Origin of the sequence: Halomonas halophila (assembly GCF_030406665.1) — a bacterium.
Lineage (GTDB): Bacteria > Pseudomonadota > Gammaproteobacteria > Pseudomonadales > Halomonadaceae > Halomonas > Halomonas halophila.
On the sequence record NZ_CP129121.1, the window covers coordinates 2023274 to 2048564 of the forward strand.

Sequence of the window (25291 nt, forward strand, 5' to 3'; positions counted from 1 at the left end):
TCAATCTTCGGTGCGTACCAGCCAGGACTCGACGGTCTCGGCACCGAACTCGTCCTTCCAGGCTTTCAGGGTCTTCTGATTGCCACCGCGCGTCTCGACGACTTCGCCGGTCTGGGGATGCTTGTAGATCTTCAGCTTGCGCTTGCGACGGGTGCCGGCACTGGGGGCTGCGGCCTTCGGCGCGGCGCCAGGCTTCGGATTCAGCAGCTCGATGACGTCATTGGCGCTCTTGTCGAATTCCTTCATCAGGGCTTCGAGCTTGGTCTTGAATTCCAGCTCGGCCTTGAGGCGCTCGTCATTCTCCAGTCGATCGAGTTCGTCCTGAAGTTGCTTGAGCTGCTGTTCCTTCTGCATGTAGTTGCTGAGCAGTGAGGACATGTAAAAGTTCCTTGTCTAGGGAGGAGTCTCGGGAATGCCTCAACATTATTGCGTCTATCGGCATATAACGCAACGTTTACACAATGCTTAACTCACGCACCGAGGCGTTTAAATATAAAGCGCCAACTCACTCATAAAATGCATTTTATTAACGCTTTTTAATATAGCAGCGATTCAACGCCTGTCATCGGCGGGCTCACAAACGGAAGACGCCCGGCCCCCTCGGACAGGACCACCAAACGAAAAAAGAGGCGCCGCCCTCGCGGGCGACGCCTCCGGTCTTGCCAAGATTCACTGCATGGGCAGAGCCCGGGAATCTCAGTCCTGACCCATCTGCTGCTTGATCAGGTCGCCGATGGTGGTCGGGCCATCCTGGTCGGTTTCCTGCTGTTCGCGCAGCTTGGTCATGTTGCGACGAGTGTCGTCCTGATCCTTGGCCTTGACGGACAGGCTGATCTGACGATTCTTGCGATCGACGCCGACGATGCGGGCCTCGACGCTGTCGCCCTCGTTCAGCACGTTGCGCGCGTCTTCGACGCGGTCGGCGCTGATCTCGGAGGCCTTGAGCACGGCCACGACATCGGTCGCCAGCTCGACGTGAGCTTCCTTGGCATCGACCTCGACCACACGGCCGGTGACGATGGAACCCTTGTCGTTGACGGCCAGGTACTCGGCGACCGGATCGCTGTCCAGTTGCTTGATACCGAGAGAGATGCGCTCACGCTCCGGATCGATGGACAGGATGACGGCTTCGGCCTCGTCGCCCTTCTTGAAGTTGCGAACGGCCTCTTCGCCGGTCTCGGTCCAGGAGATGTCGGACAGGTGAACCAGGCCGTCGATGCCGCCTTCCAGACCGATGAAGATACCGAAGTCGGTGATCGACTTGATGGTACCGGCAACGCGGTCGCCCTTGTTGTACTGGGCGTTGAAGGTTTCCCACGGGTTGGCGGTGCACTGCTTGATACCCAGGGAGATACGACGACGCTCTTCGTCGATATCCAGCACCATGACGTCCACGTCGTCACCGACCTGAACGACCTTGGACGGATGGATGTTCTTGTTGGTCCAGTCCATTTCGGAGACGTGAACCAGACCCTCGACACCCTCTTCCAGCTCGGCGAAGCAGCCGTAGTCGGTGAGGTTGGTGACGGTGGCGTGCACCTTGGTGCCTTCCGGGTAGCGAGCCTTGATGTTGACCCACGGATCCTCGCCCAGCTGCTTCAGGCCCAGGGAGACGCGGTTGCGCTCGCGATCGAACTTCAGCACCTTGACGCTGACTTCGTCGCCCACGGACACGATCTCGCTCGGATGCTTGATGCGCTTCCAGGCCATGTCGGTGATGTGCAGCAGGCCATCGACGCCGCCCAGGTCAACGAAGGCGCCGTAGTCGGTCAGGTTCTTGACGATACCGACGATCTGCTGGCCTTCCTGCAGGGTGGCGAGCAGGGCTTCACGCTCGGCGCTGTTCTCGGCTTCGAGAACGGCACGACGGGAAACGACAACGTTGTTGCGCTTCGGGTCGAGCTTGATGACCTTGAAGTCCAGTTCCTTGTTCTCGAGGTGCGTGGTGTCGCGCACCGGACGCACGTCGACCAGGGAACCCGGCAGGAAGGCGCGGATGGAATCCACGTCGACGGTGAAGCCGCCCTTGACCTTGCCGTTGATCACGCCCTTGACGATCTCTTCCTTCTCGAAGGCCGCTTCCAGAACCTTCCAGGCCTCGGCGCGCTTGGCCTTCTCGCGAGACAGACGGGTCTCGCCGAAGCCGTCTTCCACGGCTTCCAGGGCGACGTGGACTTCGTCGCCGACGGCGATGGTCAGCTCGCCGTTGTCGTCGCGGAACTGGGCCGCGGGGATCTGACCTTCGGACTTCAGGCCGGCATTGACGGTGACCCAGTCACCCTCGATGTCGACGACGGCAGCCGCGACGATGGCGCCCGGCTCCATGTTGATGTCCTGGAGAGACTGTTCAAACAGTTCAGCAAAGCTTTCGCTCATGATGTTCCTACGTGATCAACGTTGTGCGGCAGGGCCGCTCCTCCGTACCACCAGCGAGTACGGGCCATTTCAGACTGCCCCCGGGGATGTTGGCGCTGGTTCGACCTGGCCGGGCTCACGGGACACATAGGTGCCCGACCACGTCATCACATCGTTCCGGGGGCGCCGCAAGGGAGCTCAGGTGTCGGAGGCGAGCCCACGCCGGGCCAGCAGCTCCGTCAGCCGATCCACCACTTCCGGTATCGTCAGGCTCGTGGTGTCCAGCTCGACGGCGTCTTCGGCCGGTACGAGCGGGGCCACGCTGCGCTGCATATCGCGTGCATCGCGTGCCTGAATCTCCTTGAGAAGACTCGATAGACTAGCATCCACCCCTGCCTCTCGCAACTGGCGCTGGCGCCGCCGCGCCCGCTCCTCCGCGCTGGCGGTGAGGAAGATCTTCAGTGGCGCCTCGACGAACACCACGGTGCCCATGTCGCGCCCGTCGGCGACCAGCCCCGGGGCCTGGCGGAAGTCGCGCTGGCGTTTGAGCAGCGCCTCGCGCACCGCCGGCAACGAGGCCACGCGCGAGGCGGCGTCACCGACCTGTTCGGTGCGAATGGTGCGGGTCGCGTCCTCGCCCTCGAGCAGGACGCTCGCCTCGCCGTTCTCGGCCAGGAACACCACATCCAGCGTCTCGGCGATCGCCGCCACCGCCGGCTCGTCGTCCAGGGCCACGTCGTGCTTGGTGGCGGCCAGGGCGGTCAGCCGGTAGAGGGCCCCGCTGTCCAGCAGGTGCCAACCCAGCCGCTCGGCCACCAGCCGGCTGATGGTGCCCTTCCCGGCTCCGCCCGGGCCGTCAATGGTCAGTACCGGCGCCTGATCGCTCATGAGGCCTCCTGCTCTTCGGCGAGAGTCAGCCCGACGCGGCGGGCCAGGTCCACGAAACCGGGGAAGGACGTGGCCACGTTGGCGCAGTCGTCGATGACGATCTCGCCGGAGGCACGCAGCGCCGCCACGCTGAAGGCCATGGCGATACGGTGGTCGCCGAGGCTGTCGATGCGTCCGCCGCCGTAGCTCGGGCCGTCGCCGCCCTGCCCTTCGCGACGACCGACGATATCGATGCCGTCTTCATAGAGGCGGTTCTCGACGCCCAGCGCGGAGAGGCCATCGGCCATGGCCTTGAGGCGGTCGGATTCCTTGACGCGCAGCTCGGCGGCATCGCGCAGCCGGGTGGTGCCCTCGGCGTTGGCGGCGGCGACGAACAGCGCCGGAAACTCGTCGATGGCCAGCGGCACCTGGTCGACCGGAATGTCGATGCCCTTGAGCGGCGCATAGCGGATGTGCAGGTCGGCGACCGGCTCGCCGCCTACCTCGCGCTCGTTCTCGAGGCGCAGGTCGGCGCCCATCTGCTTGAGGATGTTGATCACCCCGATGCGGGTCGGATTGGTGCCCACGTGCTCGAGCACCAGATCGGCCCCCGGCGTGATGGCCGCCGCCACCAGGAAGAAGGTCGCCGAGGAGATGTCCGACGGCACGTCGATCGGCGCCGCGGTCAGGCGACCGCCACCCTGCAGCCAGCAGGTATCGCCTTCGCGCCCGACTTCATAACCGAACCCGTTGAGCATGCGCTCGGTGTGGTCGCGGGTCGGCGCCGGCTCGCGCACCCGGGTCTCGCCCTCGGCGTAGAGTCCGGCCAGCAGCAGACAGGACTTCACCTGGGCGCTGGCCATCGGCATGTCGTAGTCGATGCCCTTGAGCGGCTGGCCGCCCTTGATCTTCATCGGTGGGCGACCGCCCTCGGCGGTCTCGATCACCGCGCCCATCTCGCGCAGCGGATCGGCCACGCGCCCCATGGGGCGCTTGGTCAGCGAGTGGTCGCCGGTCAGCTCGGTGTCGAACGACTGGCCGGCCAGCAGCCCGGCGAACAGGCGCATGGCCGTGCCGGCATTACCCACGTAGAGCGGTCCCGCCGGCGCCTTGAGGCCGTGCAGGCCGACGCCGTGAACGGTGACGCGCCCCTGGTGCGGCCCTTCGATGGCCACGCCCATCTCGCGGAACGCCTGCAGGGTGGCCAGGCTGTCCTCGCCTTCCAGGAAGCCGGAGACCTCGGTCACGCCCTCGGCCAGGGCGCCGAGCATGATCGAGCGGTGGGAGATCGACTTGTCGCCGGGCACGCGGATGCGCCCGGTCACGCCGCCACCGGGGCTGACCCGGTAGCGCAGCTGGTCTTGTGCTTGCATCTGGTATTCCGCCTGGTAACTGGTCTGGTTAAGCAGGGAATCGAAGTAGTGCCGGGCATGACTGGCGCGATCGAAGGTCGCCAGCATGGCATCGGTGTCGCCGCCCTCGACCGCCTCGCGCAGCCGGGCCACACCGGCCTCGAAGTCGTCGAGGGCATGCAGCACGGCGTCGCGATTGGCGACGAAGATATCGCGCCACATCACCGGGTCGCTGCCGGCGATGCGGGTGAAGTCGCGAAAGCCGCCGGCGGCGTAGCGAAAGATGTCGAGACGCTCGTCCTGGCGTGCCAAGGTATCCACCAGCGAGAAGGCCAGCAGGTGCGGCAGATGACTGGTGCGGGCCAGCACCTCGTCGTGGCGCGCCACGTCCATCTCCAGCACCTCGGCGCCGGCGGCCTCCCACAACGTGCGCACCTTGCCCAGCGCCTCGGGATCGGTGCTCGGCTCGGGCGTCAGGATCACCTTGTGGCCGACATAGAGCCCGGGGTTGGCCGCCGCCACGCCGCTCTTCTCGGAGCCGGCGATGGGATGGCCCAGCACCAGGCTCGCCGGCATGCCGCCAAACACCTCCACGGCCGCCTCACGGATGGCGCCCTTGGTGCTGCCCACGTCGGTGATCACCAGGCCTTGCTCGACGGCGCCGGCCGCGGCGAGCTCGCCCATCACCTGGCGCATGGCCAGCACCGGCACCGCGAGCACCACCAGGTCGACGTCCTCGAGCAGCGAGGCCAGCCGAGTGTCACCGCGGTCGATCAGCCCCATCTCGATGCCTCGAGCGATCTCGTCGGCGTCGGGATCGCAGGCCAGGATCTCGGCACGCTTTTCAGCGGCCCCGAAGCCGGCCGCGCCTTTCTCAGACGCCCCGAAGCCGGCGGCACGGAGCGCGGCGGCGAGCGACCCGCCGATCAGCCCGAGGCCGACGATCAGCAGCCGGGAGGGCATTGCCTTCTGCTGCATCCTAGAGCACGCCCTGGGGGTAGGAGCCCAGGATCTTGAGCTCGGCGGCGCGCAGGCGCACTTCCTCGAGCACCGCGGCGACGCGGGGCTCGTCGCGATGGCCCTTGAAGTCGATGAAGAACACGTAGTTCCACACGCCGCTGCGCGACGGACGCGTCTCGAGGCGGGTCATGTCGATCTGGTGGCGGTGGAACGGCTCGAGCAGGTCGTGCAGGGCGCCGGGCTGGTTGCGCATGGCGACCACGATGGAGGTCTTGTCCTCGCCGGACATCGGCACCGGCTGATTGCCGATGATCAAAAAGCGCGTGGAGTTGTCCGGGCGATCCTCGATCTTCTCGGCCAGTCGCGTCAGGCCATAGAGCTTGGCGGCCATGTCGCCGGCGATGGCGGCGCTGTGCCACTCGGTCTTCACCAGGCGTGCGGCCTCGGCGTTGGAGGATACCGGAATACGTTCGGCGTGGGGGTAGTGGGCATCCAGCCACTTGCGACACTGGGCGAAGGATTGCGGGTGCGAGTAGATCCGCGAGACCTTGTCGCGACGCGTGGTGTCGGCCACCAGCAGGTGATGGTGAATGCGCAGCACCACCTCGCCGCAGATACCCATGCCGGAGTCCATGAAGGAGTCCAGGGTATGGTTGATCACGCCCTCGGTGGAATTCTCCACCGGCACCACACCGTAGTTCACCGCGCCGGCCTCGACCTCGCGGAACACCTCGTCGATCGCCGCCATCGGCAGGCTCACCGCGCTCTCGCCGAAGTGCTTGAGCGCGGCCTGCTGTGTGAAGGTGCCTTCGGGGCCCAGGTAGGCGACCTTGACCGGCTGCTCGAGCGCCAGGCAGGCGGACATGATCTCGCGGAAAAGGCGCGCCATTTCCTCGCCGTCGAGGGGCCCGGGGTTGAGCTCCATGATCCGGCGCAGCACCTGGGCCTCGCGCTCGGGCCGATAGAACACGGCCTTGGGGTCGCCCTGGGTCTTGACCTCGGCGACGCGACGGGCGCACTCGGCTCGCTCGCTGATCAGACGCAGGATGTCGGTGTCCAGCTCGTCGATCCGCTGCCGCAGCGAATCGAGATTGATGGGGGCATCACTCATCGGTGGTTCCCTTTGTCTCGGGGCCACGCCCCGTTGTCATACGGAGATATCAGGCGCGAGGGCGGGCGCCGCATGGACGCCCGCCCCCACCTCACCCGTTGCGTCGTTCGAAGTCGGCCATGAAGTCGATCAGGGCGTCCACGGCGGCCTCGGGCACGGCATTGTAGAGACTGGCCCGCATGCCGCCGACGCTGCGGTGGCCCTTGAGGTTCAGCAGTCCCGCATGTTCCGATTCCGCCAGGAAGGCCTTGTCGAGCCGGTCGTCGGCGAGCACGAACGGCACGTTCATCCGCGAGCGATTGGCCCGGGCGATTGGGTTCGAGTAGAAGTCGCTGCCGTCGATAGCGGCGTAGAGCTTCTCGGCCTTGCGCGCGTTGAGGGCATCCATGGCCGCCAGGCCACCGATGTCGTGCTTGAGCCACTGGAACACCAGACCGGCCAGGTACCAGCCGTAGGTCGCCGGGGTGTTGACCATGGAGCCCGCCTCGGCCTGTGCCTTGTAGCCCATCAGGCTCGGCATCTCGGCGCAGGCCTGGTCGAGCAGGTCGTCGCGCACGATCACCAGCGTCAGGCCCGCCGGGCCGATGTTCTTCTGGGCACCGGCATAGATGACGCCGAACCGCGAGACATCGAGCGGCCCGGACAGGATGCTCGACGACATGTCGCACACCAGCGGCACCTCGGTGCCGTCCGGGCGCACCGCTTGCGGCACGTAATCGAACTCGATACCGCCGATGGTCTCGTTGGCGGTGTAGTGCAGATAGGCGGCGTCATCGGTCAGCGCGATATCGGCCTGGCGTGGCACGGCGCTGTGGCCGTTCGCCTCACTGGAGGCCACCACCGGCGCCGCACCGAACAGGTGACGCGCCTCGGCGATGGCCTTCTTGCCCCAGATCCCGGTATGCAAGAAATTGGCGCTGCCGCCCCGGCCCAGCAGGTTGAAGGGCACGGAAGCGAACTGCAGCGTCGCCCCGCCCTGGGTGAACAGCACCCGGTAGTTGTCGGGAATCGCCAGCAGCTCGCGCAGGTCGCGCTCGGCCTGCTCGGCGATGGCCACGAACTCGGCGGAGCGATGGCTCATCTCCATCACCGAGAGACCGCGCCCCTGGTAGTCCAGCAGCTCGTCTCGGGCACGTTCCAGCACCGGTTGCGGCAAGGCAGCAGGGCCGGCGCAGAAATTGAAATGGCGTGTCATCAGCGTTGTCGTTCCGTTAGCTATTACTGCTCGTCGTCCGCGGCCGACGGCTCACCGCCGGCCTCGGCATCGGGGGCGCCGCTCTCGTCACCCTCTGCGTCCTCGGCGGGCGCCGCGTCTTCCTCGGGCTCGTCGATGCGCACCGTCTTGACCAGTGACTCGGCCTCGCCCAGGCGAATCAGCATCACACCCTGGGTGTTACGCGAGCTGATCGACACCTCGTCGACGCGGGTCCGCACCAGGGTGCCCCGGTCGGTGATCAGCATCATCTCGTCGGCACCGTAGACCTGCATCGCCGCCACCAGGGCGCCGTTGCGCTCGCTGGTCTGCATGGCGATCACGCCCTGGCCGCCGCGGCCACGCAGCGGGAATTCCTCGAGGCGGGACCGCTTGCCGTAGCCGTTCTCGCTGGCGGTGAGGATGTAGATCTGGCCGCCGTTGCCATTGACGTCCTCGACGCTATCGACCGACGCGTCCTCGCCCTCGGTGTCGATCCGCTGGCTCTGCGGAATGATCAGGCTGATCACCTCGGCGCCGCCCTGCAGCTTCATGCCACGCACGCCGCGGGCAGTGCGGCCCATGGCGCGCACGTCGTTTTCCTCGAAGCGGATTGCCTTGCCGTTGGACGACAGCAGCATGGCGTGGTCCGAACCGCTGGTGATGGCGGCACCGACCAGGCGGTCGTCTTCTTCCAGCTCGATGGCGATCAGGCCCACGCTGCGCGGCCGGGAGAACTGTTCCAGGCTGGTGCGCTTGACGGTGCCCTTGGCGGTGGCGAAGAAGATGTAGCTTTCGGGATCGTACTCGCGCACCGGCAGGATGGCGTTGATCGACTCGCCCTCGTCCAGCGGCAGCAGGTTGACCAGCGGCTTGCCGCGCGAGCCGCGGCTGGCCGCCGGCATCTCGTAGACCTTGAGCCAGTAGACCTTGCCGCGGTTGGAGAACAACAGCACGGTGTCGTGGGTCGAGGCCACCAGCAGATGCTCGATGACATCCTCGTCCTTCATCGAGGTGGCGGACTTGCCGCGGCCGCCGCGACGCTGGGCCTGGTAGTCGGACAGCGGCTGGGTCTTGGCGTAGCCGGAGCGGGACACGGTGACCACCATGTCTTCCTCGGCGATCAAATCCTCGATGGACAGGTCGAGATGGCTGGCCTGAATCTCGGTGCGACGCGCCTCGCCGAACTGATCGCGCACGGCGACGAGCTCCTCGCGGATCACTTCCAGCAGGCGCTCGGCGCTGGCCAGGATCTCGGTGAGCTCGGCGATCCGCTCGAGGATCTTCAGGTACTCGTCGAGCAGCTTCTCGGTCTCGAGGCCGGTCAGGCGATGCAGGCGCAGTTCGAGGATCGCCTGGGCCTGGGCCGGCGAGAGGCGATACTCGGTGGCCGCGTCGTTGAGGCCGAACCCTTCCTCCAGGTCCTCGGGCTTGCAGGAGTGGGCGCCGGCCCGCTCGAGCATGCCGGTGACCTGACCCGGCGACCAGCTGCGGCCGAGCAGCTTCTCCTTGGCCTCGGCGGCGTTCGGCGAGGCCTTGATCAGCTCGATCACCTCGTCGATGTTGGAGATCGCGACGGTCAGACCTTCGAGGATATGACCCCGCTCGCGGGCCTTCTTGAGCTCGAACAGGGTGCGCCGGGTGACCACCTCGCGGCGGTGGCGGATGAAGGCCTCGAGCACTTCCTTGAGATTGTGCGTGCGCGGCTCGCCGCCCTCGAGGGCGACCATGTTGATGCCGAAGACGTTCTGCAGCTGGGTCTGGGCGAAGAGGTTGTTGACCACCACCTCGCCGGACTCGCCGCGCTTGACCTCGATGACGACGCGCAGGCCGTCCTTGTCGGACTCGTCGCGCAGCTCGGCGATGCCGTCGATGCGCTTGTCCTTGACCAGCTCGGCGATCTTCTCGATCAGCCGCGCCTTGTTCACCTGGTACGGCAGCTCGGTGACGATGATGTGATCGCGACCGGTCTTGTCGTCATGCTCGATGGTATGGCGGGCGCGCACGTAGATGCGCCCGCGGCCGGTGCGATAGGCCTCGAGGATGCCAGCGCGGCCATTGATGATGCCGCCGGTAGGAAAGTCCGGACCGGGGATGTACTCCATCAGGTCGTCGACCGTCAGGGTGTGATCGTCGATCAGCGCCAGGCAGCCGTCGATCACCTCGGTCATGTTGTGCGGCGGGATGTTGGTCGCCATGCCCACGGCGATGCCCGAGGAGCCGTTGACCAGCAGGTTCGGCACCTTGGTCGGCAGCACGTCGGGGATGCGCTCGGTGCCGTCGTAGTTGTCGACCCAGTCGACCGTGTCCTTCTCGAGGTCAGCCATCAGCTCGTGGGCGAGCCGGGCCATGCGCACCTCGGTGTAACGCATCGCGGCGGCGTTGTCGCCATCGATGGAACCGAAGTTGCCCTGGCCGTCCACCAGCACGTGGCGCATGGAGAAGTCCTGGGCCATGCGCACGATAGTGTCGTAGACGGCGCTGTCACCGTGAGGGTGGTACTTACCGATGACATCGCCGACGACGCGCGCCGACTTCTTGTACGGCTTGTTCCAGTCGTTGCCCAGCTCGTGCATGGCGTACAGCACACGGCGGTGGACCGGCTTCAGGCCATCGCGCACGTCGGGCAGCGCACGGCCGATGATCACGCTCATCGCGTAATCGAGGTACGACTGCTTGAGCTCGTCCTCGATGTTGACTGGCAGAATCTCTCTGGCGATGTCACCCATGGGTCGTCGAATCCTTTGCACTGCAAGAGGTTGGCGCGCCGTCTGGCCGTGAGACGGCGCGCCATTTCAGCCGAGCATCATACCACTCCGGGCGCCGCAAAGCAGCGGTCTGACGGGCCATCGCCGTTCACGGCGTCCTGGCATGCCGCGACGGCGATACCCCGCCAGAGGAGACGCTGACGCCTTCTCGTGCCGCCGCGGCACCTCATTCGACAACCAGCGGCGCCAGAGCCTCGTACAAATCGCCGCTGATGCTCACCGCCTTGTTGGTGGCCACGTCCAGCAGCACGAAGGTGATGTCGGCGCTGGCCACGGTCTTGCCATCACGCGCCCGGCGCACGTCCTGGTGCATGCGGGCACTGCGGCTGCCAAGCTCGGCCAGGCCGGTGACGACCTCGAGCTCGTCGCCGGCCGTGGCGGCACGCCGGTAGTCGATGTTGAGATTGACGACGACGAAGGCCACCTCCCCCCGGCGAACCACCTCGCCGAGCGCCGGGCGCTCGTCGAAGAAGCTCCAGCGCCCCTCCTCGAGGAATTCCAGATAGCGGGCGTTGTTGACGTGGCCGTAGCCGTCCAGGTGGTAGCCGCGAACGCGCAGCGAAATGGTGGAACGACGATCAGCCATGAGAATCTCCCGGGACCATGAAAGAAGGAAAACCGATTCTAGTCAGGCCCGCCGCCGACATTCAAACAGCAGTTTGAAGCCGATGCCGTTCGCGTGCTGGCACCCCCGTTCCCCATTCGCCATAATGTGCCTCCTTTTCGCCCAGGAAACGCTTCATTCATGTGGTTCAAGCACTTGCATCTCTATCGCCTGCACGACGCGCCCGAGCTGGACGCCGCCCGCCTCGAGGAAGCGCTCGGCGAGCAGGCGTTTCGCCCGCTGGGCGGCAGTGAGGCGCGCCGCCTCGGCTGGTGCGCCCCCGCCGGACGGGCCGGCACTCAGCTGCTCCACGAGCTGCAGGGCCAGCGCCTGATCACCGCCCTGCGCCAGGAACGCCTGCTGCCGGCCGCCGTGGTCAAGGAAGAGCTGGAGGAGCGCGTCGAGGCGATCGAGGTCGCCGAGAGCCGCAAGCTGCGCCGCCAGGAAAAGCTCACGCTCAAGGAGCAGGTCTACGAGGAACTGCTGCCTCGAGCCTTCGTTCGCAGCCAGAAGGTCGACCTGTGGTGGGACACCCGCCGCGGCCTGATCGCCGTCAATACCAGCAGCCGCAAGCGCGCCGAGGAGCTGCTCGATCTGCTGCGCGAGACGCTGGGCAGCCTCAAGGTCACGCCACTGGCCAGCCAGACCCTGCCGATGCGCGCCATGACCACCTGGCTCGGCGATGCCGCCTCCCGGCCCGAGGACATGGCACTCGGCGACCAGGTCGAGCTCAAGGCCAAGGGCGACGACGGCGTGCTGCGGGCCCGCCAGGTCGACCTCGACAGCGACGAGATCCAGCAGCTGCTGGAGAGCGGCCGCCAGGCCAGCAAGATGGCGCTGGGCCTGGAGGGCCGGCTGACCTTCGTGCTCCACGACGACCTGGCGGTCAAGTCGCTGCGCTTCGACGACGCCCTGATCGACGAGGCCGGCCAGACCGACGACGGCGACGACGCCCTGGTGCGACTGGAAACCGATTTCATGCTGATGACCCAGGCGCTGGCCGACGGCATCGAGCGCCTGCTGGCCTGGCTGGGCGGCGAAGCCCAGGCCGGCCAGGCCACCCCTTCCGCCTGACCGACACGGCCCCGCGCTCATGACGACCATGCAAGACCAACACGACAACGATCCCTGGGCCGAGATTCGGCCCTATCATGACGACGAAGTGCCCGAGGTCCTCGAGCGCCTCGCCCGTGATCCGGAACTGCTCGATGCCCTGACCCGTTTCCGCCTGCCGCGCCTGGCCAGGTGGATGCCGCGACTGTCGCGGGCCATCGCCAGCGCCGCGGTACGCCGCGAGGTGCGCGGCGTCACTTCCATCCGCGGCTTCCAGGATCGCATCGCGTCCTACATGCAGCGGATGATCCGCAACTCGACCACCGACTTTCGCGTCGATGGCCTCGAACGGCTGGAACCCGACACGGCCTATCTGTTCATCGGCAACCACCGCGACATCTCGCTGGATCCGGCGTTCGTCAACTACGCCCTCTATCTGGCGGATCGCAACACGGTGCGCATCGCCATCGGCGACAACCTGCTGCAGAAGCCCTATGTCACCGACCTGATGCGGCTCAACAAGAGTTTCATCGTGCCACGCAGTGCCCGCGGCAAGCGCGCCATGCTGGCCGCCTATCAGAAGCTCTCGGCCTATATCCGCCACTCGATCACCGGCGACAACCACTCGATCTGGATGGCCCAGCGCGAGGGCCGCGCCAAGGACGGCATCGACGGCACCGACCCGGCGATCGTCAAGATGCTGAGCATGGCGCGACGCAGCGAGGACCGCGATGCCGGCATCGGCGAGGCCATCGCCGAGCTGCGCGTGGTGCCGGTATCGATCAGCTACGAGTACGACCCCTGCGACGTCCAGAAGGCCCGCGAGCTGCATGCCGTGCACACCAGCGGCGGCTACGACAAGAGCGAGTTCGAGGACATCCGCTCCATCGTCGCCGGCATCACCGGTCAGAAGGGCCGTGTGCACCTGCGCTTCGGCACCCCGCTCTCGGCGGACTTCGACAGCCCCGAGGCGGTCGCCGCGGAGATCGACCGCCAGGTACTGGGCGGCTATCACCTCTTCCCCAGTCACTACCTGGCCCTCGAGGCGCTGGGGGACGCCCCGGAGCTGCTCGACCTGAGCGAGGTCACCGACGCCGACCGCGCCCGCTTCCAGGCTCGCCTGGCCGAGGTGCCGGCGGAACTGCGCGACTGGTGGCTGGCCCAGTACGCCAATCCGGTACGCCACGTTCACGGCAGGATATAGCCCGGCTGTCGTATGCTGTGGGGTGACAGGGAGCGTCGCCCCAGCGCCGACAGGAGAGCCTGAATGACCCCGAGCCACGAACAGCGAGCCACCCAGGCTCGGGAAGCCCACAAGGTCACGCTGGTCGGCGCGGTGGTGGACTTCCTGGTCGGCATGGCCAAGCTCATCGCCGGCCTGATGGTGGGCTCGGCGGCACTGGTCGCCGACGGCATTCACTCGTTCTCCGACATCCTCACCGATCTGTTCGTGATGGCGGCCACGCATTTCGGCCGCCAGGCGCCCGATCAGGGACATCCCTACGGCCACGGCCGCATCGAGACCCTGGCCACGCTGTGGCTCGGCGGCGTGCTGATCTTCGTCGCCGGCGCCATCGCCTGGGCGAGCCTGGGCCGGCTGATCGGCGGCGACGCGGTCCCCGCCCCCGGCGGATGGGCGATCACCATCGCGCTCGCCTCGCTACTCGCCAAGGAAGCGATCTATCACTACACGATGCGCGCCGCACGGCGTATCGGCTCACGCCTGCTCGAGGCCAACGCCTGGCACTCCCGTTCCGACGCGCTCTCCACCCTGGTGGTACTGGTCGGCCTGGTCGCGACCCAGCTGGGGTACGCCTGGATGGACGCACTGGCGGCGATCGTCGTCGGCGTGATGGTCGGCCGGATCGGCGGGCGCCTGCTGTGGGAGTCCAGCCAGGAGCTGATCGACACGGCGCTGCCCGAGGACGAGCAGGCGCTGCTGAAGCGCACCGCCGAGACGGTGCCCGGTGTCCATGGCGTCCACGAGCTGCGCACCCGCCGCATCGCTGGCGACGCCCTGCTCGACCTGCATATCGTGGTGCCACCGCGGGTCACCGTGTCCGAGGCCCACGAGATCGGCAATGCCGTCAGCCGCCGACTGCGCGAGGCCATGCCTCACCTGGCCGACATCACCTTCCATATCGACCCGGAGGACGACGAAGGCCAGACCGAGCACAGCCGGCGCCCGGGCCTGCCGCTGCGTGACGATGTCGAGTCGCTGCTGGACGATGCCTGGGGCGATTCCCCGGCCTGGCGGGCCCGCATCGACCTGGACCTGCATTACCTGGACGATCGCATCGACGTGTCGCTGTATCTGGCGGCACCGGAGGCGCTCGATCTGGATGATGCCGCGACCGACCTGCGGCGCGCGGCCGCCGACCTCGACTGGCTGGGCCGGCTGCGGCTCTGGCAAGGGCCGGGACGCGCCTGAGCGCGATTCATGCTCTCGCATTGATGCCACTACCCGCCTAAGATGCAGGCCACCATCCTTCATTAGCGGGACGACATGTCCGACGCCCTTCGCCCCGGCCCGATATCGCCCGGCCGCCGGCGCTGCCTGGCCCTGCTGGGCGGTCTGCTGACGGCGGGCGTCCTGGGCCTGCATACCGCCGACGCTCAGGCACGCCTCGACCGTGCGCGCCTGCGCGTCAGCATGCGTCAGGCCTATGGCGAGAACGGCGTCTCGGTGCTGGAAGAATGGCTGGCGATGCTCGACGAGCTGAGGGGTGCCGACATCGACGCCCAGCTGCGCGGAGTTAACGACTTCGTCAACCGCCGGGTGCGCTGGCTGGAAGATGAAAGGGTCTGGGGTCAGGAAGACTACTGGGCAACGCCGCTGGAGACGCTGGGCCGCGGCGCCGGCGACTGCGAGGACTTCACCATCGCCAAGTACGTGTCGCTGCGCGAGCTGGACGTGCCCGAGTCACAGCTGCGACTGATCTACGTCAAGGCTAGCATCGGCCGCAGCCGGATCACCCAGGCGCACATGGTGCTCGGCTACTATGCCTCGCCCGGCGCGGAACCCATGGTGCTGGACAATCTGGTGACGTCGATCACGCCGGCCAGCCGACGCACCGATCTCGACCCGCTGTTCAGCTTCAACGGCAGCGGCCTGTGGGCCGGGGGCTCCAGCCAGTCGCGCGCCGATCCGGTGGCGCGTCTCTCGCGTTGGCGCAGCGCCATCGACCGCATGCGGCAGCAAGGATTCATCCAGGGGGGATAACGCATGTCACTCATCAAGCAGCTGTGGTTGATCATCGTCGGGCTGGTGCTGCTGTCCTTCGGAGCCAGCCTGTTCATCGGCGTGACCACGAGCCGCGCCTACATCGAACAGGAAGTGCGCATCAAGAACGCCGACAATGCCAACGCCCTGGCGCTCACGATGACCCAGATGCCGAAGGACGACGTCACCCTGGAGCTGCTGATCGCCGCCCAGTTCGATACCGGCTACTATCGACGCATCGAGCTGCGCACCCCCACCGGCGAGCTGATCGATGCCCGTCAGGCCGACGAGGCCATCGGCGATGTCCCGGCCTGGTTCGTCGATCTGATCGACTTCAACGTGGCGCCCGGCGTGGCGGTTATCCAGGACGGCTGGCAGCAGTTCGGCACCCTGACAGTGGAAAGCCAGCACAGCTACGCCTACCGCTCGCTCTGGCACAGCACCCTGAAGCTGACCGGTTGGTTCGCGCTGGCCGGGACCCTCGGCCTGCTGCTGGGCGGCTGGCTGATTCGCGGCATCCGCCTGCCCCTGCACCGCGTCGTGGAGCAGGCACGGGACATCAGCATGCGCCGCTTCACCACCTCCCCCGTGCCACGCACCCGGGAACTGGGTGACGTGGTCGAGGCCATGAACCAGCTGAGTCGCGACGTGGGCGACATGCTCGGGCGCGAGAGCCAGCAGCTCGATGTACTGCGTCGCCGCCTGCAGCACGACGCGGTGACCGACGCCCTGAACCGCGAGGCCTTCCTCACCCAGCTGCAGATCCACCTGGAGAGCCAGGACGTCCGGGCCAGCGGAGGCCTGGCGCTGATCCGCGTCAGCCACCTGGCTGACATCAACGAGCGGCTCGGTCATTCCGGCGCCGATGCCCTGCTCAAGGAGCTCGTGTCCTCGCTGGAACAGCTGACCCAGGACCACGGCAGCGGCCTGGTCGGGCGCCTCAACGGCAGCGACTTCGCCCTGCTGCTGCCCGGGCTCGACGACCTGACCTTCGCCCAGCAGAAGCTGAGCACCCGGATTCAGGCGCTGGCCGAGGCCCGCGACACCGCCATCCTGCTACCCGGTGCGATCGGCCACTATGTCCAGGGTGACAATCGCGGCACGCTGCTGGCCGGCCTCGACGGCGCCCTGTCGATGGCCGAATCCCACGGACAACAGGACATCGTCATCCTCGACGGCGACCAGCCGGGCAGCCTGTTCAAGAACCATGCCGAATGGCGAGAGGCACTCCAGGGCGCCCTTCAGGAAGGCGTCGACCTGGCCCACTATCCGGTACTGGATCGCGACGGCAAGTTGCTGCACTTCGAGTGCCCCTCACGGCTGCGCCTGAAGCAGCAGTGGCACGCCGCCGGCGTGTTCATCCCCTGGGTCTCACGTCTGGGGATGACGACGCAGCTCGACCTGGCCGTCGTCGATGCCGCCCTGCGGGACATCACCCAGCGCCATCAGCCGGTGGGTATCAACCTTTCCGCCGACGCGATGCGGGATGCTCGCTTCGCCCTGGAGCTTCGCGCGCGTCTCAGCGCCCGCCCCGAGGCCGCCCGTCGGCTGTGGATCGAAATCCCCGGCAATCTGGCCATTCAGGATGTCGAGCACTTCCGCAGCCTGTGCAAGGCGCTCCAGCCTCTGGACTGCCGGGTGGGGCTCGAGCACGTCGGCGCCGAGTTCACGCGCATCTCCAACCTTCACGACCTTGGCCTCGCCTATCTCAAGATCGACGGCTCGCTCACGCAGGGCATCTCGGAAAGCCATGAACAGCAGACGATCCTGCGAGGCATGGCGACGCTCTGCCACTCGCTCGGCATCCTGGCCATCGCCGAGGGCGTCGAGACCCACGACCAGGCCCGGGCACTCTTCGAACTGGGGCTCGACGGGGTGACCGGCCCGGGCATTCGCCACAATGACAAGACCGGCTTCTAGCCGTTTTCACGCCCCAATGAACACCGCCGACCACAAGGCCGGCGGTGTAATCATGGCTTTCTTCAGTCTCCCGAAGAGGACGGTCAGATCACATCATCGCCGCCCTCACGATCCGACACCAGGTGCAGCCCATTGAGCCGGCGACGCAATGACTGTCGCTCCATGACCTTCTGCTGAGCCGCCTCGGGCAGTTCGGTGAAGCGAATGAGCCCCTTGTCCATCAGCAGGTCGATCACGTCCTCCAGCACTCGCACGAAGGCCAGATCCGACGCCTGGAAACGCGCCTTCCCGGCCTCTCCCTCCGACAGAAACGCCAGCAGCTCCGGCGAGTCCGCCGGCAGGAACTCGGCGCAGTCCGGCGTCTCCTCACGACTCACCAGCTGGATGTTCCCACCCTCGTCACGCTGGACGTACATGATTCACTCTCCTCTGGGTCACTGACTGCATATTAGCAGGCATCGGACCAAGAAAACGCGCCCGGCACAGGCCGGGCGCAGTGGTGACTGATCCAGCCGAACTCACTCGATATCGAGCTGGCCGTTGTTCTGAAGGTCCGACACGGATGTCACCACATTCTGCAGCTGGATAGTCTGGTCCGCCGCACTGACGTCGCCCGACGTCATATCCCCCGAGGTACTGATATGCAGCGTCGTATTGGTGCCGTCATCGGTCGCCTGTATATAGCTGGACAGATCCTCACCATCCTGCATCCCGGACAGCAGGTCCGACAGATCCAGCTTGTCCGCGTTGGCATCGGTGCCGAAGATGCCCGTCGTGAAATCGGTGACCGTATCCTCGGCGGGGGTCGCGCTACTGCCTTCATCACCGAGGTTCCAGGCGAAGACATCGGCCCCCAGGCCACCGGTGAGGATGTCATCCCCAGCACCGCCGACCAGCAGGTCGTCTCCGCCTTGATCCGCAGGCGTCTCGTAGGCCTCTGGGTTGTCACGCAGGAAGTCGATGATCTGCTGATAGGTTGGCGATGCCCCACCGTTGGCGTCCTTGACCAGATCGATGACCCCACCGAAGCCAGCCTCGGGCTGACCGACCGGCGCTATCGTGTCACCGAAAAGGATGTCATCCCCGTCACCGCCGATGAGCGTATCGTTACCCACCGGTGCGAGCTCGTTGGAAGAGGAGCCGCCCTGGAGGGCCGCATTGAGTTCATCGGCCGTATTGACGATGGTTGCCTCGCCGGCGGCAGCTTCCGGACCAGAGAACCACCAGAACCCAGGCCAATACTCCTCCATCCCCGTCACATCGGTGTTATCGAAGAACTGCAGGCGGTCTGCGCTGACACCGCTACCGATGCCAATCGCCTCCACCTGGGTACCGTTATCACCGGCATTGGCGAGCAATCCGAAGGCCTCGATCGACTCTCGCATGACGGTTTCGGTCGTAGAGGAGCCATTTCCGTCTCTCGTGCCATCGTCTCTCAGGTAATAGGTAGGGTCACCGTCCGTCAGGAAAAGCGCCTTGTTGACATAGCCGTTAGTGTGAGAATCCAGCCACGCCGTCGCGGCATTGAAACCCGCCTCGTAGTTGGTACCTCCTCCGGCTACCATGGCGTTGATAGCCGCCTCGATGTCGGCAAGATCATCGATGGTGATGTTCGTGAATACCGTACTGGTCACGCCACTATCGAAATCGATGATCTGCAGGTTAATCGCACCATCATGATTGAGTAGCTGCTGCGCCAGAAGCTTCAGCGCATCCTGGGCCAGCTCCATGCGGCTCTTCCCGTCGGTGCCCGAGTCCTCCCCCATGCTGCCAGAGGAATCGACCAGCAGCGAGATGTTATAGCTCTCTCCCGGCGTGATAACGGTGTAGTTGCCACCGGTATCGCCTATCAGTACGTCATCCCCAGCATTACCAGAAAGGCTATTCTCGACATTACCACCGACCTCGAGCACTGGAGGCTCGGGCGACTCCAGCGTGATGCTCCCAGTGACTGCGTCACCATCACCGTCCACGGCCGTGACATCGAGGTTGATGTCGAAGCTGCCTGCCGTGCCGCCAGTAAGAAAGTCCATGCCACCGAGCTTGAATTCATCGCCGTCACCCCCGACTACCTCGATGGCATGGAAGGCGGAGTCGGTCATCACCTCATAGCTCCAACCATCCTTCACACCTTCCACACGGATACCATCACCCATATCAGTCAGGGTGACACTGCTCGTGACATCGCCGCCGTTGGCATCGTAGATGCGGACATCATCTACAGAAAGATTCAGATAGGTATCACTACCGCTGGACGGGTGCTCTCCACTCGCGGCTTCTGCCGTAGCCACGGCGGATATCTCAAGGGTAGCGGCAGATTGTGCGTTGCCGTTGACATTCACGCGTTGTTCGACGCCGTACACCAACAGCCGATCATCCCAGACGGCGTCTTCATTATTGGCTGCAAAGGCCAGACCAGAGAAGAAGTCGAAACGAGCCAGCTCCCCGGTATCGATGCTTTGTCCCGTACCGATACCAATCCCACCACCAGTACTGGTATTGACGGTATCGGTGGTCGTGGATGACACCAACACATCGTTCCCTTCGATACCGTCTTCACTATTAATCAGATACAGAAGGCTGTTCCCGCCCGAGACACCACCAGCCGGGTTGGCACTGAACAGAGAGCCGTTGAGCACTAGCCCCTCTACCGCGACGGTATAGCTATCGCTGCCGGGGTCCAACGTGACAGTGAATCCGACATCCCCTCCTTCGGTGGCCGCGGTCAGAAGATGACCATCGGCACTGACGGTATAGAACAGCGGCTCTCCATCCAGATACAGAGACTTACCTGCACTGTCGACGGCGGGCTCGTCATTCAGTGACTGGGCAAAGGTCACATCACCGACACCATCGGCTCCTGACGCTGCGGCGAAATTCAGTGCCGCCGTAGCACCGTCGCTCAGGTCAGCTGAACTCGCAGTGAATGCCACCGGCACGTCGTCGTCGATGCTGACGGCGAAGCTGGTGGTGCCTTCACTGCCGTCGATGTCCTCGAGGCTGACGTCGACCGTGAAGCCGACGTTGTCCTCGAAGGCCGTTTCCACATCCCCCGTGTCGGGATCGTCCTGTGCCGGATGGGCAACCGGCTGCATCAGCGTCAGGGTATAGGTGGCACCAGTCGCGCCCAGGTCGCTGATCACGATGGTGAACACCGGGTCGTTCACATCCCCGGTATGCCCGATCAGGGTCTGGGTGCTGGCATCCCAGGTGGTGGTGACCGCGCTGCCATCCAGCGTCGTCAGTCCGGTGTCGCCGTCCGTGCCCACCGACAGCGTCAGCGTATCCAGGTCGAAGGCGTCCAGACTGCTGCTGTTGTCGAAGCTCAGCGTGCCGCTCAGCACCGGGGCGTCGTCGCCGGCAGCGCTGTCGCCGAGGCCGGCGGCCTGGTCGTCTTCATCGGCCAGCAGATCGTCCGAGGCGGTCAGCGTCGGGGCACCGGCATCACCGACCTGCACGCTGACCTCGCGGGTCACGCTGTCGCCGTCGTTGTCGGTCACGGTGTATTCGAAGGTCTCGGTGACCGCCCCTGCGCTGTTGTCGACGTCGGCCGGGGCGGTATAGACCAATTCGCCGGCCGCGTTGATGGTCAGGCTGCCGCCGGTGCTGCCCTGATTGGTGAAGACCAGTGCGTCGAGGGCGCCGTCCAGCCCATCGGCGCCGCCGTCGATGCCCAGCGTCGCGGCCGCATCCGCGGCCAGGACGGTGTCGCCGCTGCCTTCGGTAACGGTATCACCGTGGGCATAGTCGGCGGCCACCGGCACGTCGTCGTCGATGCTGACGGCGAAGCTGGTGGTGCCTTCACTGCCGTCGATGTCCTCGAGGCTGACGTCGACCGTGAAGCCGACGTTGTCCTCGAAGGCCGTTTCCACATCCCCCGTGTCGGGATCGTCCTGTGCCGGATGGGCAACCGGCTGCATCAGCGTCAGGGTATAGGTGGCACCAGTCGCGCCCAGGTCGCTGATCACGATGGTGAACACCGGGTCGTTCACATCCCCGGTATGCCCGATCAGGGTCTGGGTGCTGGCATCCCAGGTGGTGGTGACCGCGCTGCCATCCAGCGTCGTCAGTCCGGTGTCGCCGTCCGTGCCCACCGACAGCGTCAGCGTATCCAGGTCGAAGGCGTCCAGACTGCTGCTGTTGTCGAAGCTCAGCGTGCCGCTCAGCACCGGGGCGTCGTCGCCGGCAGCGCTGTCGCCGAGGCCGGCGGCCTGGTCGTCTTCATCGGCCAGCAGATCGTCCGAGGCGGTCAGCGTCGGGGCACCGGCATCACCGACCTGCACGCTGACCTCGCGGGTCACGCTGTCGCCGTCGTTGTCGGTCACGGTGTATTCGAAGGTCTCGGTGACCGCCCCTGCGCTGTTGTCGACGTCGGCCGGGGCGGTATAGACCAATTCGCCGGCCGCGTTGATGGTCAGGCTGCCGCCGGTGCTGCCCTGATTGGTGAAGACCAGTGCGTCGAGGGCGCCGTCCAGCCCATCGGCGCCGCCGTCGATGCCCAGCGTCGCGGCCGCATCCGCGGCCAGGACGGTGTCGCCGCTGCCTTCGGTAACGGTATCACCGTGGGCATAGTCGGCGGCCACCGGCACGTCGTCGTCGATGCTGACGGCGAAGCTGGTGGTGCCTTCACTGCCGTCGATGTCCTCGAGGCTGACGTCGACCGTGAAGCCGACGTTGTCCTCGAAGGCCGTTTCCACATCCCCCGTGTCGGGATCGTCCTGTGCCGGATGGGCAACCGGCTGCATCAGCGTCAGGGTATAGGTGGCACCAGTCGCGCCCAGGTCGCTGATCACGATGGTGAACACCGGGTCGTTCACATCCCCGGTATGCCCGATCAGGGTCTGGGTGCTGGCATCCCAGGTGGTGGTGACCGCGCTGCCATCCAGCGTCGTCAGTCCGGTGTCGCCGTCCGTGCCCACCGACAGCGTCAGCGTATCCAGGTCGAAGGCGTCCAGACTGCTGCTGTTGTCGAAGCTCAGCGTGCCGCTCAGCACCGGGGCGTCGTCGCCGGCAGCGCTGTCGCCGAGGCCGGCGGCCTGGTCGTCTTCATCGGCCAGCAGATCGTCCGAGGCGGTCAGCGTCGGGGCACCGGCATCACCGACCTGCACGCTGACCTCGCGGGTCACGCTGTCGCCGTCGTTGTCGGTCACGGTGTATTCGAAGGTCTCGGTGACCGCCCCTGCGCTGTTGTCGACGTCGGCCGGGGCGGTATAGACCAATTCGCCGGCCGCGTTGATGGTCAGGCTGCCGCCGGTGCTGCCCTGATTGGTGAAGACCAGTGCGTCGAGGGCGCCGTCCAGCCCATCGGCGCCGCCGTCGATGCCCAGCGTCGCGGCCGCATCCGCGGCCAGGACGGTGTCGCCGCTGCCTTCGGTAACGGTATCACCGTGGGCATAGTCGGCGGCCACCGGCACGTCGTCGTCGATGCTGACGGCGAAGCTGGTGGTGCCTTCACTGCCGTCGATGTCCTCGAGGCTGACGTCGACCGTGAAGCCGACGTTGTCCTCGAAGGCCGTTTCCACATCCCCCGTGTCGGGATCGTCCTGTGCCGGATGGGCAACCGGCTGCATCAGCGTCAGGGTATAGGTGGCACCAGTCGCGCCCAGGTCGCTGATCACGATGGTGAACACCGGGTCGTTCACATCCCCGGTATGCCCGATCAGGGTCTGGGTGCTGGCATCCCAGGTGGTGGTGACCGCGCTGCCATCCAGCGTCGTCAGTCCGGTGTCGCCGTCCGTGCCCACCGACAGCGTCAGCGTATCCAGGTCGAAGGCGTCCAGACTGCTGCTGTTGTCGAAGCTCAGCGTGCCGCTCAGCACCGGGGCGTCGTCGCCGGCAGCGCTGTCGCCGAGGCCGGCGGCCTGGTCGTCTTCATCGGCCAGCAGATCGTCCGAGGCGGTCAGCGTCGGGGCACCGGCATCACCGACCTGCACGCTGACCTCGCGGGTCACGCTGTCGCCGTCGTTGTCGGTCACGGTGTATTCGAAGGTCTCGGTGACCGCCCCTGCGCTGTTGTCGACGTCGGCCGGGGCGGTATAGACCAATTCGCCGGCCGCGTTGATGGTCAGGCTGCCGCCGGTGCTGCCCTGATTGGTGAAGACCAGTGCGTCGAGGGCGCCGTCCAGCCCATCGGCGCCGCCGTCGATGCCCAGCGTCGCGGCCGCATCCGCGGCCAGGACGGTGTCGCCGCTGCCTTCGGTAACGGTATCACCGTGGGCATAGTCGGCGGCCACCGGCCCATCGTCATTGACGTCAATGGTCAGCGTTGCGGGATCGGAGACGTCACCATCGTCGTCGGTGAAGCGTACATCGAACTGTTCCTGCACCTGATCGTTGGTGCCGACGGCATTGCTGACATCATGGTCCAGGGTGTTATCGCTCAGCACATACTGCCAGCTGCCGTCAGTGTCGACGGTCACGATGCCATAGGTGCCTTGCACCTCGGTGCCATCCTCCTCGATCGCGATCCATTCGCCATTGACGTCCTTGACCTCGATCAGCGCCAGCTGGTCGTTACCGGTATCGATCTCCGGCGTACCGCTGATCGTCGTGGTGCCGCCACCACTGCCATCGGGCAGCGCTGATTCCCACACCATGTTGCCTTCAGCACGAATGCCGAGCGTCACGACCTGGGGGGTGGAGTCCTCGGCGATGGTCAGGTTCACCGTCGCCGTGTCGGTATCGCCATCGGCGTCGGTGATGGTGTAGGTGAAGCTGTCGGCGCCTTCGGCGCCGGGATTGGCCTGATAGGTGAAGGTACCGTCACCGTTGTAGGTGACCGTGCCCTTGCCGGGTTGCGAGGCTACGCCAACGCCGCTCTGCAGATCCACACCGTCGGCCCCGGCGGTGTCATTGGCGAAGACATCGATGTCGACGCTGCCATCCTCCGGCACCTCGTCGGTCACGGTATCGTCGACGGCCACCGGGCCGTCGTCATTGACGTCGATGGTCAGGGTCGCTTCCGGCGAGACGTCACCGTCGTCGTCAGTGACTCGTACCGCGAAGGCATCCTGCACCTGGTCGGCCGCCCCGGTCTGGTCGACGCCGTCATGGTCCAGGGTGTTGTCGTCCAGCGTGTACGTCCAACTGCCGTCGGTATTCACCGTCAGCGTGCCGTAGGCACCCTGCACGCTCGTGCCATTGGCAGAGATCGGGATCCAGACGCCACTGGCATCCTGCACTTCGATCAGGTCGAGTGCATCCACGCCGGTATCGATCTGGAAGGCGCCGCTGGCGGTCAGGCTGCCGCCACCGCTGCCATCAGACAGTGCAGACTCCCAGACCACATCGCCATCGCCGTTGAGGTCCTGGGTATCGACCGTCGGCGAGTCGTCCTCCTCGGCGACGAGGGCCGGATCGAACTCGACCTGGTTCGGCCCCTCGAGTGAATTGGCGCCGTAGTTGAAGACCAGCGGGCTGACGTTTTCGCTGATGCGCAGCAGACGCACGAAGCCGTGACCGCTGTCGCCGCCGCCCGCACCACCGGCACCGCCGGCCGCAGTGGCATCGAGCCCTTCGAGCAGATCACCCTCGCCCTCGTCGATGGCCGCCAGCAACGCTGCGATATCCCCATCCTGGGCGCTGGCCTCCTCGCTGGCCGGCGCCTGATCCGACGCAAGGTCCGGCGTCATCACGACCTCTTCACCACCGGCGATGGCGGCCGGTTCGAGACCATCGCCGAAATCCAGCACGGCTCGCCCACCATCGGACGTGACCAGGGTCTCTCCTTCCTGAAGCGCGTCGCCGACGCTGAGCTCACGGAGGTTGCCGTCGGCGTCGCGCGCCCAGGCCTGGCCGGTAATGGATACCACGGTGGCGATGGTCATCATTCATTTCCCCTGAGGAGTCACATCAACCGGCATTTGCAACGAATACGCCGGTGGCTA

The 25291-nt window shown here is 66.0% G+C and carries 15 protein-coding genes; 5 read left to right on the top strand and 10 right to left on the bottom strand.

Annotated features, from left to right (window positions below):
* The 8 genes from QWG60_RS09360 to QWG60_RS09395 form a co-directional block, all read right to left on the bottom strand.
* A complete protein-coding gene (locus QWG60_RS09360) occupies positions 1-378 on the bottom strand; it encodes a histone-like nucleoid-structuring protein, MvaT/MvaU family (protein ID WP_035593549.1) in 378 nt (125 codons plus the stop codon).
* 318 nt (positions 379-696) lie between these two features.
* Entirely contained in the window at positions 697-2376 is a 1680-nt protein-coding gene (gene rpsA, locus QWG60_RS09365; RefSeq protein ID WP_035593551.1) for a 30S ribosomal protein S1, read from the bottom strand.
* Between the two features lie 177 nt (positions 2377-2553).
* Complete coding sequence (cmk, locus tag QWG60_RS09370; RefSeq protein ID WP_046078529.1) at positions 2554-3243, bottom strand: (d)CMP kinase; 690 nt, start codon at positions 3241-3243, stop codon at positions 2554-2556.
* Entirely contained in the window at positions 3240-5537 is a 2298-nt protein-coding gene (locus QWG60_RS09375; protein ID WP_246124728.1) for a bifunctional prephenate dehydrogenase/3-phosphoshikimate 1-carboxyvinyltransferase, read from the bottom strand. Before QWG60_RS09375 ends, cmk begins: the two co-directional genes overlap by 4 nt.
* A 16-nt stretch (positions 5538-5553) precedes the next feature.
* Positions 5554-6645, bottom strand: a complete 1092-nt coding sequence (gene pheA / locus QWG60_RS09380) for a prephenate dehydratase (protein WP_035599783.1) — start codon at positions 6643-6645, stop codon at positions 5554-5556.
* A gap of 91 nt (positions 6646-6736) precedes the next feature.
* Positions 6737-7840: a 3-phosphoserine/phosphohydroxythreonine transaminase gene (serC, locus tag QWG60_RS09385; RefSeq protein WP_146909755.1), complete on the bottom strand. Its 1104-nt coding sequence runs from the start codon at positions 7838-7840 to the stop codon at positions 6737-6739.
* A 23-nt stretch (positions 7841-7863) separates the two neighbouring features.
* Positions 7864-10566: a DNA gyrase subunit A gene (gene gyrA / locus QWG60_RS09390; protein ID WP_107181780.1), complete on the bottom strand. Its 2703-nt coding sequence runs from the start codon at positions 10564-10566 to the stop codon at positions 7864-7866.
* Between the two features lie 205 nt (positions 10567-10771).
* Complete coding sequence (locus QWG60_RS09395; protein ID WP_046078524.1) at positions 10772-11191, bottom strand: acyl-CoA thioesterase; 420 nt, start codon at positions 11189-11191, stop codon at positions 10772-10774.
* A 159-nt stretch (positions 11192-11350) separates the two neighbouring features.
* On the opposite strand from QWG60_RS09395, the gene QWG60_RS09400 reads away from it, so the two are divergent.
* The 5 genes from QWG60_RS09400 (at position 11351) to QWG60_RS09420 (ending at position 17405) form a co-directional block, all read left to right on the top strand.
* Positions 11351-12283, top strand: a complete 933-nt coding sequence (locus tag QWG60_RS09400) for a recombination-associated protein RdgC (RefSeq protein ID WP_016856473.1) — start codon at positions 11351-11353, stop codon at positions 12281-12283.
* Positions 12284-12311: 28 nt separating this feature from the next.
* The gene (locus tag QWG60_RS09405; protein WP_146909757.1) at positions 12312-13466 is read left to right on the top strand and encodes a 1-acyl-sn-glycerol-3-phosphate acyltransferase; all 1155 of its coding nucleotides are present in this window, start codon (positions 12312-12314) and stop codon (positions 13464-13466) included.
* 63 nt (positions 13467-13529) lie between these two features.
* Positions 13530-14693 (top strand): cation diffusion facilitator family transporter, encoded by a 1164-nt coding sequence (locus QWG60_RS09410; RefSeq protein WP_146909759.1) that lies wholly within the window; start codon positions 13530-13532, stop codon positions 14691-14693.
* Between the two features lie 75 nt (positions 14694-14768).
* Complete coding sequence (locus tag QWG60_RS09415; RefSeq protein ID WP_186810090.1) at positions 14769-15485, top strand: transglutaminase-like cysteine peptidase; 717 nt, start codon at positions 14769-14771, stop codon at positions 15483-15485.
* A 3-nt stretch (positions 15486-15488) separates the two neighbouring features.
* Positions 15489-17405: an EAL domain-containing protein gene (locus QWG60_RS09420; RefSeq protein ID WP_146909761.1), complete on the top strand. Its 1917-nt coding sequence runs from the start codon at positions 15489-15491 to the stop codon at positions 17403-17405.
* An 83-nt stretch (positions 17406-17488) separates the two neighbouring features.
* On the opposite strand, the gene QWG60_RS09425 is transcribed toward QWG60_RS09420, so the two are convergent.
* Positions 17489-17821 carry a tryptophan synthase subunit beta like protein gene (locus QWG60_RS09425; protein WP_146909763.1) on the bottom strand — a complete coding sequence of 111 codons (333 nt, stop codon included), beginning with the start codon at positions 17819-17821 and terminating at the stop codon, positions 17489-17491.
* Between the two features lie 102 nt (positions 17822-17923).
* Positions 17924-25234: a retention module-containing protein gene (locus QWG60_RS09430; protein ID WP_290130896.1), complete on the bottom strand. Its 7311-nt coding sequence runs from the start codon at positions 25232-25234 to the stop codon at positions 17924-17926.
* Positions 25235-25291 lie beyond the last annotated feature (57 nt).